11 protein-coding genes are annotated in these 14,524 nt (G+C 70.6%); 9 read left to right on the top strand and 2 right to left on the bottom strand.

What is annotated here, in order from left to right; genetic code table 11:
* Window positions 1-35 precede the first annotated feature (35 nt).
* Window positions 36-2,213, bottom strand: a complete 2,178-nt coding sequence (gene glgX / locus E1212_RS11000) for a glycogen debranching protein GlgX (RefSeq protein WP_131982260.1) — start codon at window positions 2,211-2,213, stop codon at window positions 36-38.
* A gap of 67 nt (window positions 2,214-2,280) precedes the next feature.
* On the opposite strand from glgX, the gene E1212_RS10995 reads away from it, so the two are divergent.
* Together E1212_RS10995 and E1212_RS10990 are read left to right on the top strand one after the other, a co-directional pair.
* Window positions 2,281-3,075 (top strand): enoyl-CoA hydratase/isomerase family protein, encoded by a 795-nt coding sequence (locus E1212_RS10995; protein ID WP_131982258.1) that lies wholly within the window; start codon window positions 2,281-2,283, stop codon window positions 3,073-3,075.
* Window positions 3,075-4,034, top strand: coding sequence for a class I SAM-dependent methyltransferase (locus E1212_RS10990; RefSeq protein WP_131982256.1), 960 nt, complete (start codon window positions 3,075-3,077; stop codon window positions 4,032-4,034). Before E1212_RS10995 ends, E1212_RS10990 begins: the two co-directional genes overlap by 1 nt.
* Window positions 4,035-4,058: 24 nt before the next feature.
* On the opposite strand, the gene E1212_RS10985 is transcribed toward E1212_RS10990, so the two are convergent.
* Window positions 4,059-4,631: a GNAT family N-acetyltransferase gene (locus E1212_RS10985; protein ID WP_131982254.1), complete on the bottom strand. Its 573-nt coding sequence runs from the start codon at window positions 4,629-4,631 to the stop codon at window positions 4,059-4,061.
* A gap of 91 nt (window positions 4,632-4,722) precedes the next feature.
* Between E1212_RS10985 and E1212_RS10980 the strand changes: the two genes are divergently transcribed.
* From E1212_RS10980 to E1212_RS10955, 7 genes are all read left to right on the top strand, one after another.
* Window positions 4,723-5,400, top strand: a complete 678-nt coding sequence (locus tag E1212_RS10980; RefSeq protein ID WP_203416744.1) for an acyltransferase — start codon at window positions 4,723-4,725, stop codon at window positions 5,398-5,400.
* A gap of 322 nt (window positions 5,401-5,722) precedes the next feature.
* Window positions 5,723-8,020 carry a choice-of-anchor G family protein gene (locus tag E1212_RS10975; protein WP_162605423.1) on the top strand — a complete coding sequence of 766 codons (2,298 nt, stop codon included), beginning with the start codon at window positions 5,723-5,725 and terminating at the stop codon, window positions 8,018-8,020.
* 613 nt (window positions 8,021-8,633) lie between these two features.
* Window positions 8,634-10,145, top strand: coding sequence for a choice-of-anchor G family protein (locus E1212_RS10970; protein ID WP_131982248.1), 1,512 nt, complete (start codon window positions 8,634-8,636; stop codon window positions 10,143-10,145).
* A 155-nt stretch (window positions 10,146-10,300) separates the two neighbouring features.
* Window positions 10,301-11,068 (top strand): DUF5819 family protein, encoded by a 768-nt coding sequence (locus E1212_RS10965; RefSeq protein ID WP_131982246.1) that lies wholly within the window; start codon window positions 10,301-10,303, stop codon window positions 11,066-11,068.
* Window positions 11,065-12,207, top strand: a complete 1,143-nt coding sequence (locus E1212_RS10960; protein WP_131982244.1) for an HTTM domain-containing protein — start codon at window positions 11,065-11,067, stop codon at window positions 12,205-12,207. The genes E1212_RS10965 and E1212_RS10960 overlap by 4 nt, the downstream gene beginning before the upstream one ends.
* A gap of 10 nt (window positions 12,208-12,217) precedes the next feature.
* On the top strand, window positions 12,218-13,150 hold the full coding sequence (locus E1212_RS29395; RefSeq protein WP_162605422.1) for a DUF5819 family protein: 933 nt from the start codon (window positions 12,218-12,220) through the stop codon (window positions 13,148-13,150).
* On the top strand, window positions 13,147-14,202 hold the full coding sequence (locus E1212_RS10955) for an HTTM domain-containing protein (RefSeq protein WP_162605421.1): 1,056 nt from the start codon (window positions 13,147-13,149) through the stop codon (window positions 14,200-14,202). Before E1212_RS29395 ends, E1212_RS10955 begins: the two co-directional genes overlap by 4 nt.
* The last annotated feature ends 322 nt before the right edge of the window (window positions 14,203-14,524 follow it).

Below are 14,524 nucleotides of genomic sequence, written 5' to 3'. Positions count from 1 at the left end.
TGAGGGATCGGTGTCGCCCTGGCGGCACCGATCCCTCAACCATCGGTGCGGCCGCGGGGATCTAAGTCGATCACGCGCAACAGCAGTGAGCTGCGGTTCACGAGCGTCACCCGGCCGCCCGCCCGCAGTCGCCGCCCGGCCCTGCCGGCGTCGGCGGTGTCGACCACCACCTCGTACGACGCCCCCCAGAACCGGCCCGGCAGCCGGACGCCGAGGTCCGACGCACCCGCGTGCACGTACAGCAGGAAGGAGTCGTCGAGGATGGGCTCGCCGCGCACCCCGCGCGACCTGATGCCCTCGCCGTTGAGGTACATGCCCAGCGTGCGCAGTGAGCCGTCGTGCCACTCGGCCTCGGTCATCTCCGCGCCCGACGGGGCGAACCAGGCGATGTCCTTGCGGCCGCCCGCGACGACCGGGACGCCCTCGAAGAACCGGCGCTGCCGGACGACGGGGTGGGCTCGGCGCAGCTCGAGCAGCGTCCGCACCAGCGAGCCCAGCTCAGGGAACTGTGCCGGCAGCGACCAGTCCATCCAGCTGATCTCGTTGTCCTGGCAGTAGGCGTTGTTGTTGCCGCGCTGCGTGCGGCCCATCTCGTCGCCCGACAGCAGCATGGGCACGCCGGTGGACAACAGCATGGTCGTCAGCATGTTCTTGACCTGACGCAGCCGCAGCTCGCGCAGCGCGGGGTCGTCGGGCACCGGGTCGCCCTCGACGCCGTGGTTCCAGGACCGGTTGTCGTCGGTGCCGTCGCGGTTGTCCTCGCCGTTGGCCTCGTTGTGCTTGCGGTCATAGGAGACGAGGTCGCGCATGGTGAAGCCGTCGTGGGCGGTGACGTAGTTGATGGACGCGTACGGGCGGCGGCGGTCGTCGGCGTAGAGGTCCGACGAGCCGGACAGCCGGAACGCGAGGTCGCGCACACCCGCCGCGGCGCCGCGCCAGTGGTCGCGCACGGAGTTGCGGTAGCGGTCGTTCCACTCCGTCCACAGGTGCGGGAACTCGCCCACCTGGTAGCCGCCGGGGCCGACGTCCCAGGGCTCGGCGATGAGCTTCACCTCGCGCAGCACCGGATCCTGGCCGATGACCGTCATGAACGAGCCGAGCATGTCGACGTCGTGCATGGAACGGGCCAGCGCCGACGCGAGGTCGAAGCGGAACCCGTCGACGTGCATCTCGCCGACCCAGTACCGCAGGGAGTCCATGACCAGCCCGAGCACCTGCGGGTGCGCGACCTTGAAGGTGTTGCCGGTGCCGGTGTAGTCGAGGTAGCGGGAGCGGTCGGCGGGGTCGACGTGGTAGTACGCCTCGTTGGCGATGCCGCGGTAACAGAGGGTCGGGCCGCCGTCGCCCTGCTCCGCGGTGTGGTTGTAGACGACGTCGAGGATGACCTCGAGCCCGGCCTCGTGCAGCGCGCGGACCATGGCCTTGAACTCGTCGACCTGCTGGCCGCGCGTGCCGGCGGCCGAGTACGCGTTGTGCGGGGCGAAGAAGGCCAGCGTGTTGTAGCCCCAGTAGTTGAGCGAGCCGCGGTGCAGGAAGTCGGGCTCGCTGACGTACTGGTGCACCGGCAGCAACTCGACGGTGGTGATGCCGAGACTGGTGAGGTACTCGAGGGACGCCGGGTGGGCGAGGCCGGCGTAGGTGCCGCGCAGTTCCTCGGGCACGCCGGGGTGGCGCATGGTGAAGCCGCGCACGTGGGCCTCGTAGAGGACGGTCTCGGACCACGGCACGCGCGGGGGAGCGTCGCCGCGCCAGTCGAACGGATGGGCGTCGACGACGACCGACTTGGGGACGTACGGGGCGGAGTCGCGGTCGTCGCGGACCCGGTGGTCGCCGCCGGCGTCCATGGACGGGCGGACGTGGCCGTAGAGCGCGGGATGCGCCGTCAGGGCGCCGTCGACGGCGCGGGCGTACGGGTCGGTGAGCAGCTTGGCGGGGTTGAACCGGCGGCCGGTGCCGGGATCCCACGGCCCGTGCACCCGGAAGCCGTACCGCTGCCCCACCCGTAGCCCGGGGACGGCGCCGTGCCAGACGTCGAAGGTGCGGTTGGGCAGCACCAGCCGGGTCTCGGTGTCGTCGTCGTCGAACAGGCAGACCTCGACCTGCTCGGCCTCGGGTGCCCAGAGGGCGAAGTTCGTGGCCTCCTCGTCGTAGGTGGCTCCCAGCGGGGTCCAGTGACCGGGCCATGGCTCCATCGCGACATCCACGCGGGGCATTGTTGCCCATGTCGCCGACAAGAACCTCTTCGTCCAGGTAGGCGCGGGGCCACGGTACGGTGCCGGGATGAGCGAACGTGAGCGTGATCCCGTACGGCTGGAGGTCGCGAACGGCGTCGGAACCATCCGGCTGGACCGGCCGAAGCTGAACGCCCTGGACGCCGCCATGCAGGACGGCCTGCTGACCCTCGCGGCCGAGGTGACGGCGCGGCGCGACATCCGCGCCGTGGTCATCTACGGCGGAGAGAAGGTCTTCGCGGCCGGCGCCGACATCAAGGAGATGGCCGGCTGGTCCTACACCGACATGGTCGACCGGTCGGTGGCGCTGCAGGCCGCGTTCACCGCCGTCGCGCGCATCCCGAAGCCGACGGTCGCGGCGATCACCGGCTACGCGCTGGGCGGCGGCTGCGAGCTGACGCTCGCCTGCGACCTGCGCTTCGCCGCCGCCGACGCGAAGCTCGGCCAGCCGGAGATCCTGCTCGGGCTCATTCCCGGCGCCGGCGGCACCCAGCGGCTGTCGCGGCTGGTCGGTCCCTCGCGCGCCAAGGACCTCATCTACACCGGCCGCATGGTGGGAGCCGACGAGGCGTTGGCCATCGGCCTGGTCGACCGGGTGGTCGCGGAGGGCGAGGACGTCTACGCGGCGGCGGTGGAGTGGGCGGCGCAGTTCGCGTCGGGGCCCGCCTACGCGCTGCGGGCGGCCAAGGAGTCGATCGACCGCGGACTGTCCGCCGACCTCGACACCGGGCTCGAGATCGAGCGGCAGCAGTTCGCCGGGCTGTTCGCCACCGAGGACCGCGGCATCGGGATGCGCTCGTTCATCGAGAGCGGCCCCGGCAAGGCCGCCTTCGAGGGCCGCTGATGACGGGCGCACGCGAGCCGGAGCGCCCGCCCGCGTCGGCCGAGGACATCGAGCGGGCCTGGAACGACACCAAGCTGGCCCAGGTGCTCTACCACGACTGGGAGGCGCAGACCTACGACGACAAGTGGTCCATCTCGTTCGACGAGCGCTGCATCTCCTATGCGCGCGACCGCTTCGCCGCCGTCGCCGGCCGGCCCGACGCGCCGTACGGGAAGGCGCTCGAGATCGGCGCCGGCACGGGGTTCTTCTCGCTGAACCTGCGCCAGGCCGGGGTGCTCGACGACGTCACCGTCACCGACATCTCGCCGGGCATGGTCGACGCGGCCCGGCGCAACGCCCGCGGGCTCGGCTTCGAGATCGCCGGCGAGGTGGCCGACGCCGAGCGCCTGCCGTTCCCCGACGAGACGTTCGACCTCGTCGTCGGGCACGCCGTCATCCACCACCTCCCCGACGTCGAGCAGGCGTTCCGCGAGATGCTCCGCGTCCTCAAGCCCGGCGGCCGGGTCGTCATCTGCGGCGAGCCGACGACGTACGGCGACAAGATCGCCCGGGCGCTGTCGCGGGCCACCTGGTGGGCGGCCACGCGCGCGACGCACCTGCCGCCGCTGCGCAAGGCGTGGGCCCGGCCGCAGGAGGAGCTGGACGAGTCGTCGCGCGCGGCCGCGCTCGAGTCCGTCGTCGACCTGCACACCTTCGACCCCGGCGCGCTGACGGCGCTGGTCACTCGGTCCGGCTTCACCCACGCCCACGCCGTCACCGAGGAGCTGACGGCGGCCTGGTTCGGCTGGCCGGTGCGCACGTTCGAGCACGCCGTCAACCCCGACCGGCTCGGCTGGGGCTGGGCGACGTTCGCCTACAAGAGCTGGCTGCGGCTCTCGGCCGCCGACCGCGTGCTGGCGCGCGTCGTCCCGCGCGAGCTGTTCTACAACGTGTCGGTGACGGCGGTCCGGCCGTCGTAGTGCCCCGGCGACGACGGCGGCGGCTCACGCTGCCGCCGTCGTCGCCCCCAGTTCCGCCGGAAGCCGGGCCAGCGGAGCGGACAGCGCCAGCCGCATCGCGTCGTAGCCGTCCGACCGCTCGAACCGGGCGCGGCCGTGGCGTTCCAGCGTGCGGCGGTACCACTGGCTGCCGGGCAGTCCGACGGTGTACACCTCGCGGTAGCCGACCAGCCGGGCCATGCTGACCAGCTGGTCCAGCAGCGTCGCGCCCAGACCGGCCCGCTGCCAGGCGTCCTCGACGATCACCGCGAGCTCGCCCGCGTCGCCGTCGTCGCGCCCGAGGTTCGCCAGCGCCACGACCGCCCGGTTGGGCGCCTGCGCCACCAGCGCGATGTCGGTGCCGAGAAGCTGGGAGAGGAACCGCCCGGTCATCGACGGGACGGAGTGGTAGCGGTGCCGGACGGTCTCGGTGGAGCACCGCACGTGCATCGCGCTGACGTCACCGGCGTCGCGCGGCGTGGCGGCCCGGATGGTGACCGAGCGCCCGTCGCGGAGCCGTGTGGTGACGCCCGAGCCGGAGAACAGGTGTGCCGATTCGGCCAGTCGCGTCTGCTTCATGGATTCCAGGCTCCGCCGCCGGTGTTTCGGGTCGGTCTCGTCGTCGTAACGGGCTGATCAGGCCCGGCGCCCCATGGAATACCGTGTGGCGGTGTCGTTCCGCCGCCCGCGCCGCGATCCCCGGCAGGTGCGCTACCTGACGCCGTCGTCGCTGCGCTGGGTGGTGCGCAACCGGGCCTGGACCTGGTGGTACCTCGTCCGGTACGCGCGGCTGGCGCGGCTGCGGCTCCGCCACCCCGAGGTGGTCACCGAGGGCATGGTGTTCCTCGGCCGCCGGGCGCGGGTCTCCGGGCGACCCGGCTTCGGGCGGATCGTGCTCGGCCGGTGGGTGCACATCGGCGACGGCACCACGCTCGACGCCCACGAGGGGACGTTGCGCATCGGCGACAAGGCGGTGCTCGGCTCGTCCACGACGGTGACCTGTTATCTGGACGTCGAGATCGGCGCCCGGACGCTCGTGGCCGACTGGGTCTACGTCACCGACTTCGACCACCGCTTCGACGACCTGACGATGCCGATCAAGGACCAGGGGATCGTCAAGGCGCCGGTGCGCATCGGCCCGGACTGCTGGCTCGGGGTCAAGGTGACGGTGCTCCGCGGCGCCGTCGTGGGGCACGGCTGCGTGCTCGCCGCGCACGCCGTCGTCCGCGGGACCATCCCCGATCTGGCCGTCGCCGGGGGAGTTCCGGCGAGAATTCTCAAGCACCGGGGAAATCCGGCGGTTTCAGCGGAAAATGTCGCGGCCGATTGTCCGGATCAGCTGAGTTAGCGCTGGTCTGCGCGTCGTGATCTGTCCGTATTCTCCGCTACGAAACCTTCGCTCGCATTTCCTGTCGCGCGGAGAGTAATTCGTCAATTCTCAAGGTCAACTGATCTGTCGGGCCAGTACGATCACACCGTCAAAGGCCAGGTCCTCGACGTACGTCGCGTTCATCGTCCGCCATCCTCGGCGGCGGCGCGAAGGCAATCGTTCCCCGAACAGACCAAGGAGAGCAGGAATGGCTTCCTGGGAAAGACATCGCCGGCGCCGGGTAGCGGCAACGCTCCTGGCGGCCGGAGTGGCCCCGGTAGTCGCCGTCGGTGCATGGCTGGTGCCGGCATCGGCAGCCGAAGGTGACGAATCGCGCGCGGCCGCACGATTCCTGAGCGGAGAGGTCCTCGGGACCGATCTCGACAGCCTGGCCGAACTGGCCGGCGTCGAGGTCGAGAACCTCGGGCAGGCCGAGCCGGTCACCGACGCGAACCCGCTCGACCTCACGGTCCTGGACACCCTGAACGTGTCGCTGCCGGGCGGGTTGCAGCTGCCGCTGAGCGACATCATCCAGCTCGGCGCCGTCAACCAGTGGGCGTCGGCCGAGGACGGCGGCGTCTCGCACGCCGCGACGGGCGCGGTCGCCGACAACGGCGGCGTCGGGACCGGCACCGAGGCCGGCTTCCCCGGCAACGCGACGTTCGACCTCACCGACCTGCTCGGTGACGCGCTGACCGACCTGATCGCCGACCTCGAACTCGAGCTCGGCGCCATCTCGTCCGAGGCGCACCTGGCGCCGGCGGGCGAGGAGTTCGAGGTCACCCGCGACTATGAGATCGCCGGCGGTCAGCTGACGCTGACACTTCCCCTGCTCGCCGATCTCGTGCCCGCCCTCGAGGACGCCGTCGGCACCGTCGACGACACCGTCAACGGGCTGGCCGGACCCGAGGGCCTCATCGCCAGTACGGTCGCGTCGCTGGACGGGCTGCTGAACCTGCTGTCCGTCATCGGGGTGCAGAACCCCGAGATCACGGTGACGCTGGAGACCGACCTGCAGGGTGCGCTGCAGGAGATCCTGGCGACGCCGCTCGGCGAGGGCACCGGTGTCGAGCTGAACCTGGCCGAGGGCACGCTGGTCATCGACCTCGACACCCTGGCCGGCGGCCTCAACGACCAGGCGCCCAACACCGAGCTGCTGAGCAACGCTGTCGTCGACCAGCTCGCCGAGACCATCGGCACCCTGCTGGACACGCTGGTCAGCGACGTGGTCGACGCGGTCGAGAGCGCGCTGAACGCGGCCCAGCTGGATCTGAAGATCTACGCCGAGGTCGACGGCGCGCTGCCGATCCTCGACGGCGTGCTGGACCTGCAGCTGAGCGACACGCTCCAGAACATCGTCACCGGCGAGGCCGAGGTCGTGAACAACAGCTCCGGCGTCGTCGTCGGGCTGATCTCCGGGCTGATCGCGCCGCTCCTCGACACGCTGCTGACCACGGTCGGCGGGCTGATCGACGAGGCGGTGTTCGCCGAAGGCGGGGTACTCACGACGCTCGGCGAGACGGTGGCCGGCCTGGTCGAATCGCTCACCGACGCGCTCACCCCGGTGGGCGAGCTGCTCGCGTCGATCCTGTCCATCACGCTCAACGTCCAGGACGACCAGCCGGTCGCCCCGGTGAGCGCGCTGGCCCGCGTCAGCGACGGCCCGTACAGCGTGGCGGCGATCGAGGTGACGGCGCTGCCCTCGGCTCCGGTCGCGGTCGTGACGCTGGCCGAGTCCACGGTCGGCCCCAACACCCTCGCGGACGACGGTGGCGAGACCGAGGTGGACGGCACCGAGACTGAGGTGGACGGCACCGAGGTGGACGGCACCGAGACCGAGGTCGATGGCACCGAGACCGAGGTGGACGGCACCGAGACCGAGGTGGACGGCACCGAGACCGAGGTGGACGGCACCGAGACCGAGGTCGACGGCACCGAGGTCGATGGCACCGAGACCGAGGTGGACGGCACCGAGACCGAGGTCGACGGCACCGAGGTCGATGGCACCGAAACCGAGGTGGACGGCACCGAGACCGAGGTCGACGGCACCGAGGTCGATGGCACCGAAACCGAGGTCGACGGCACCGAGACCGAGGTCGACGGCACCGAGACCGAGGTCGACGGCACCGAGGTGGACGGTACGGAGGTCGACGGCACGGAGACTGAGGTGGATGGCACCGAGGTCGATGGCACCGAAACCGAGGTCGACGGCACCGAGACCGAGGTCGACGGCACCGAGACCGAGGTCGACGGCACCGAGACCGAGGTCGACGGCACTGAAGTGGACGGCACTGAAGTGGACGGCACTGAAGTGGACGGCACTGAAGTGGACGGCACTGAAGTGGACGGCACTGAAGTGGACGGCACTGAAGTGGACGGCACTGAGGTCGACGGCACCGAGGTCGACGGCACCGAGGTCGACGGCGTCGACACGGCCGGCGACGACGACGGTCGCGAGGACCGCGGCGCGGACGACGAGCACCTGCCCGACACCGGTACCGCATCGAGCCAGCTGCTGATCGTCGGGCTGGGCCTGATGCTCTCCGGCGGGCTCGCGGCCTTCGCGGTCAGCCGCCGGCGCGGCATCGGCCAGGGCTGAGCCGAACGCCCCGACACCCACTGAGAAGCGGCGGCCGGCGGTCGTGGATCCGGGACTCCGGGTCACACCGCCGGCCGTCGGCATTCCCGGCCATTCCGGCGCACCGCCGACTGACATATGCACAACGCATGGCGCCATCAGCCGAATGGCCCAGTCGCACTCCGCTCAATGGTGCTCTGACCAGGACATAGGGCGGAAAAATCGAGCGCCGGGAACGGACCCGCGTGTCGGCCTTTGGTAACGATTCGGTCACGGCGGGCACTCTCTCGGTTTAGACCAGTGGTCCCGATTTGCGCGCGTCACCGACGGGTGTTTCGCCCGATTTGGCCAGGATTCAGCAGGACGTTAGCTCCCACTGTGTCCGGATCATCCGGGTACGAGGCGAAAGAAAGGATCGTCCTGCCTGATCCCAAATTCCGGGATCGAGCCTTTCGAGGCATCGGGGGCGACACGGGGTGAATGGGCGGTCGGTGTCCCGGGAGGCAAATTCACCAAGTGCGAGACACGTCTCCGGAGCAGTTGTAGGTTCATGATCACGCTTCGCCGGCCAAGGCACATCTGATGGCCGCTGCGAAGGAGCCCGCCATGAAATGCAAATGCCAGAGGAGAAGGCATGCCTGCAACACCTGTTATGCGCCGGCGTCGCGCAGCGGCAACGCTGCTCGCAGCTGGTATTGCCCCGGTTTTCGCTGTCGGTGCGTGGCTCGCGCCCGCCGCAGCGGCCGAGGGTGACGAGTCGCGCGCTGGTGCGCGATTCCTGGACGGCACCGTCCTGGGCGCTGACCTGGACGACATCGCCGAGCTCGCCGGCGTCGAGGTGGAGAACCTGGGCGACCCCGAGCCTGTCACTGAGGCCAACCCGCTCACTGTTGAACTGCTGAACTCGATCGAGCTCGACTTCCCCGAGGGCATCCAGCTCGACGCCCTGAACGACATCATCCAGCTGGGTGCGGTCAACCAGTGGGCGACGGCCAAGGACGGCGCCGTCTCCGACGCCGCGACCGGTGCGGTCGCGGACAACGGCGGCATCGGCACGGGTGTCGACGCCGGCTTCCCGGCGAACGCGACCTTCGACCTGACCGACCTGCTCGGCGAGGGCCTCACGGACCTCATCGCCGACGTCGAGCTCGAGCTCGGCGCCATCTCGTCGGAGGCGCACCTCGCGCCCTCCGGTGACGACGACTTCGAGGTCTCGCGCGACTACGAGATCGCCGAAGGCAAGATCGTCATCACCATCCCGCTGCTGAACAACCCGGCGATCCCGCCGCTGGAGCTCGGCGAGGGCATCAGCATCTCGAACGGCCAGATCGTGATCGACCTCGACGTGCTGCTCGAGGGTCTGAACGACCTGCCGCCCAACAGCGAGCTGATCGGTCCGGCCCTGGTCGACGTCCTCAACGGCGTGCTGGTCGACGCGCTCGGCGAGATCCCGGTGCTCGGTCCGACGCTGGTCGGACTGCTCGACGGTCTGCTGGAGGATGCAGGGGTCGACGGTCTGGGTACCGCCCTCAGCGACATCCTGTCCATCAAGGTCAACGTCCAGCCGGACCAGCCCGAAGCAGGCGCCGCCATGCCGACGACGGCCCGCGCGGCGAGCAACGTCGAGAAGGCCTCCACCTCGGAGGCGTACAGCGTCGCGGCTCTGCAGGTCACCGTGCTGGGTGCCGTCGAGGGCGGCGTCTCGGTGACGCTGGCCGAGTCGCACGTCGGCCCGAACCACCTGGCCGACGAGGCCGAGACCGAGGTCGACGGCACCGAGACCGAGGTCGAGGTGGACGGCACCGAGACCGAGGTCGAGGTGGACGGCACCGAGACCGAGGTCGAGGTCGACGGCACCGAGACCGAGGTCGAGGTCGACGGCACCGAGACCGAGGTCGAGGTCGACGGCACCGAGACCGAGGTGGACGGCACTGAGGTTGAGGTCGACGGCACTGAGACCGAGGTCGACGGCACCGAGGTCGACGGCAACGAGGACGGCAACGAGGACGGCAACGACGACGGCGGCGAGCTGCCCGACACCGGTGCCGGCTCGAGCCAGCTGCTGATCCTCGGCCTGGGCCTGGTCCTGGCCGGTGGCATCGCGGCCTACGCCGTGAGCCGTCGCCGTGGCCTCACGGTCGAGTGACACAGCACCACTGAGCACCAACAGCACCACGGAGTAGCACCACGGCTCCGGTGATCGATCACGGTGGGTCCGCTCCCAAGCCAGGGCGCGGACCCACCAGATCGGCGTTTCCGGGACCGGTCGAACCAGGCGGTCGACACACGAGGGCAGACACGATGCAGGACCAGGAGACGACGGCAGCGGCGCGCCAGCAGCACCACCAGCAGCCGCGGCCGACATGGATCAAGGTGGTCGCCGGCGCGCTGGGCGCGGTGCTGGTGGCGCACCTGCTGGCCACGGCGGTGTTCGTCGGGCCGGCGAACGCCGCGAAGACGACACTGGGCACGTCGCTCACCACCTATATGCAGCCGTACTTCCAGCAGGAGTGGAGCCTCTTCGCCCCGACGCCCATCAGCGTCGAGTACTCCATGCTGGTGCGCGGCTGGTACGACGCCGACACCTCGACCGAATGGGTGAACGTCACCGACCTCGAGATCGAGGGCAACATCCTGCACAGCCTGGCGCCGTCGCGCGCCGGCATCGTCACCCGCAGGCTGGCCGGCAACATGCGCAAGCAGTACCGCCTCGTCACCGCGTCGGAGCGCGAGACGCTGGCCGGGAACTACCACGAGAACGCGTGGCACCGCATGGAGGAGCGCATGCTGGCCGAGGCGGACCGCAGCTCCGACGCCCGCATCTCCTACGTGCTCCGGCTGGACCGCGCCATGACGGCGTACGCGACCCAGTTCGTGTGGGCCTGGTGGGGCCGCGACTCCGGCATCCAGTACGTCGAGGTGCAGCTGCAAGAGACCCGCGCGCCGCGCTTCGACGACCGCGGCGACGACCCCAGCGTGCAGGTCCGCGAGTTCGGCCGCCGCCCGCTCTACCAGTACGACGGCCAGGACAGCGACGCGTTCGCCGAGGCCATCGGGAGGTTCCGGTGATCGGGTCCGCCGTCGACCGCGCGCTGGACGGCGTGGCCGCCACCGTCGGCAAGGGCGAGGAGTGGCTCCTCGGCGCCAAGCGCGCCACGTACGGTGTCGCCGTCGTCCGCATCATCTTCGGCGGCGCGGCCGTCTGGTTCCTGCTGGCCAACTTCGCCAACCGGCACTATCTGTGGGGCGACGCCGCGCAGTGGATGTCGCCGATCGAGCGCAACGGCGGCTTCGGGTTCCCCTTCACCCTGTTCGAGGGCGGCAGCGACCCGACCACGCTGACCATCAAGATGCTCATCGTCCTCGCCCTGGCGATCCTGTTCACGCTCGGCTGGCGCACCCGAGTCGTCGCGCCGCTGCTGCTGATCTGCTGGGTCAGCCTCATCGAGTCGAACCCGCTCTACGGCGACCAGAGCGACAACATCTTCCGCATCCTGCTCATCTACCTGTGCTTCGCCGACCTGTCCGGACGGTGGTCGCTCGACTCCCGCCGCCGGACACGGCAGGAGCAGGGCCTCAGCCGCCGCCTGTGGCCGCGCCGGTTCACGCCCGAGCCGCTGCGCCGTGGCGCCGGCCGGCTGGGCATTCTGGTGCACAACCTCGCCGTCGTCGCCGTCGCCGCGCAGATCTGCATCATCTACGTCGCCTCGGCGCTCTACAAGGTGCAGGGCGAGGCCTGGCAGGAGGGCACCGCCGTCTACTACCCCATGCAGGTGGGGCAGTACCGGCCGTGGCCGTGGCTCAACGACCTGCTGTCGGACAACCCGTTCGGCGTGCTGGTGGTCTCGTACTTCTCCGTCTTCATCCAGCTGTTCTTCCCGCTGATGCTGCTGCGCCGCGGCACCCGCGTGGTCGCGCTCCTTGGCGTCCTCGGCATGCACGCGGGCATCGCGGTCATCATGGGGCTGCCGTTCTTCTCGCTGTTCATCATGGCCGGCGACCAGGTCTTCATCCGCGACTCCACCTACCAGGGCATCGCGGCCGGGGTCCGGGGCGCGTGGGAGGAGCGACGGCGACGACGGCGGCCGGGTGCCGCGGAGCCCGGCGGGGGAGTCCCGCCCGAGGGCGGCCGGCCGGCGGCCGGCCGCCCGGCTGCCGGCCGCCCCGTCGGCGAGGAGGCTCCGGCCGAGCCCGTGCCCACCAGGTAGCCTGGCCCGCGTGCCGAACGAGAGGCCGGACGCGCGACCGGACGAGAGCCGGAGCGCGCAGGTGCCGCCGATCGCGAAGGGTGTCGCGTTCTTCCTGGTCGGCGTCGTCGCGCTGCACTTCGTGATGACGTTCCTCTGGAACGCGCCCGCCAACCCGATCAAGGACTCCGTCGGCGGGCAGGTGTCCGGGTACATGCGCCCGTTCTTCCAGCAGAACTGGAGCCTGTTCGCGCCCAACCCCGTCAACGCCGAGGACGAGATCCTGGTGCGGGCGCAGGTCGAGGACCCGCAGACCGGCGCCCTGCGCACGACGGACTGGGAGGAGCCGACCCGGCTGGAGTGGACGCTGATCCACCACGACCCCGCGCCGTCGCGGGCGAGCCGGCTCACGTCGAACCTGCACCGTCGCGTCAACACCGCATGGAACGCGTTGAGCGACGAGCAGCAGGAGATCGTCGCCCGCGACTACACCGACATGGAGGACTGGCGCCCGCTGGCCGACGACCTCATCGCGGCCCAGGGCGGCGAGACGTCGTCGCGGGTGGCCAACATCGTCCGGGCCGACCGTGTCGCCACCGGCTACGCCACCCAGTTCGCCCGGGCGCTGTGGGGCGAGGACGTCGTCGCCGTCCAGATCCAGCTGGTCCGCACGCCGGTGCCGCGCTGGGACGTCCGCTTCGACCCGGTGCCCGAGAACCCGCAGCAGACGACCCGCGACTTCGGCTGGCGCCCGGTGCTCGTCGACCCGAACCAGGACGAGGCCGCCTTCGCCGACGTCGTCGACGGCCTGGTCGAGAACCGGGACGGCGAGTCTCGGGAGGGCCGGGCGACATCGGCGGACGGGCGCGGGCCGGAGGTTCCCCCGGCCGTCGATCCGGGACCGCGAGGTACCGGAGAAGGCGCGTCCGGCGTCGCCCGGCCCGACGAACGGATGTCACAGTGATCGGCGATGCGATCCGGGTCGTCACCGGCGCCGTCGGGCGGACCGTCGACTCCGGCGAGCGCTGGCTGTTCGACGGCAAGAAGGCCACCTACGGGCTGGCCGCGATGCGCATCCTCATCGGCATCGCGATCCTCGGCTCGCTCACCGTCAACTTCACCAACCGGCACTATGTGTGGGGCCCGGGCGCGCGCTGGCTGACCCCCTGGCTCACCGTCGACGAGTACGGCTTCCCGTTCACCGCCGTCTTCGCCCATGACGACAACACCACCGTCTTCACGCTGAAGTACCTGCTGCTGGCCGCGCTCGCCGTCGCGTTCACGCTGGGCTGGCGCACCCGGGTCGTCACGCCGGTGCTGATGATCTTCATCGCGAGCCTGATGCGGCTCAACCCGCTGGGCGACGACGCCGGCGACAACATCGTGCGCATCATGCTGCTGTTCCTGTGCTTCGCCGACACGTCGATGCGCTGGTCGCTCGACGCCCGCCGGCGCGCCCGGCCCGGTTACCGCCCGCTGATCGCGCTGCCCCCGTGGACCGGCACGCTCTTCCACAACGTCGCGCTGATCGCCGTCGCCACGCAGGTCTTCATGATCTACATGACCTCCGGGCTGTCGAAGGTCCAGGGCAGCATGTGGCAGGAGGGCGTCGGCCTCTACTACCCGCTGCGCATCGGCCAGTACGCGCCCTGGCCCGGCCTGAACGAGCTCGTCTACACCAACGGCTTCTTCGTCACGGTCGGCAGCTACGTGACGGTGTTCGTGCAGGTGCTGTTCCCGCTGCTGTTGATGCGGCGCGGGACGCGCGTGCTGGCGCTGCTGGCGATCTTCGCGATGCACATCGGCATCGCCGTCACCATGGCGCTGCCGTGGTTCTCGCTCTCGATGATCGCCGCCGACATGATCTTCGTCCGCGACGACACCTATCGCGCGCTGATCCGCTGGGTGAACCGGGCCCGTCGGCGCCAACACCCGCCCGACCCCGAACCGTCACCCGCCGACCCCGAGTTGGCGGAGCCGCGCCCGGTCCCGTCATCACCGTCCAGTTCGTCGTGAGCCGCGGCGTTGGCGGCTGAGCCCCAGCCGTCTCGATCGTCGAGAGCGCGGCGGTCTCAAGACCATTAGGCCCCTCCCCAAGGACGGCCCTGGGCCTCGTACCGCTGGCGCCGGATTCCGCTGCCCGCTGACGGTTGGTCTGGGGCGTTCGCCCGGCCCCGCTGGCTCGAGATGATCACGTTCACCAGGGGATTGCGTGCCGTACCAGGCCTGCAGGCGTGTTGAGGCTCGGGTGATCCTCGTGATGGCCCGCTCCCCGAGGGGGATTAGACCTCGCCGCGTACCCGGCGCCAGGCCTGCTGCACCGGCGCGGGCCGGTCGG

The organism is Jiangella ureilytica (assembly GCF_004348545.1).
GTDB lineage: Bacteria > Actinomycetota > Actinomycetes > Jiangellales > Jiangellaceae > Jiangella > Jiangella ureilytica.
Note: the sequence above shows the minus strand (reverse complement) of the source record. Positions and strands in the feature narration are given on the sequence as shown.

Coding starts and splice junctions, on each gene's coding strand:
- glgX (WP_131982260.1), bottom strand. CDS start 2,213: ATGCCCCGCGTGGATGTCGCGATGGAGCCATGGCCCGGTCACTGGACC.
- E1212_RS10995 (WP_131982258.1), top strand. CDS start 2,281: ATGAGCGAACGTGAGCGTGATCCCGTACGGCTGGAGGTCGCGAACGGC.
- E1212_RS10990 (WP_131982256.1), top strand. CDS start 3,075: ATGACGGGCGCACGCGAGCCGGAGCGCCCGCCCGCGTCGGCCGAGGAC.
- E1212_RS10985 (WP_131982254.1), bottom strand. CDS start 4,631: ATGAAGCAGACGCGACTGGCCGAATCGGCACACCTGTTCTCCGGCTCG.
- E1212_RS10970 (WP_131982248.1), top strand. CDS start 8,634: ATGCCTGCAACACCTGTTATGCGCCGGCGTCGCGCAGCGGCAACGCTG.
- E1212_RS10965 (WP_131982246.1), top strand. CDS start 10,301: ATGCAGGACCAGGAGACGACGGCAGCGGCGCGCCAGCAGCACCACCAG.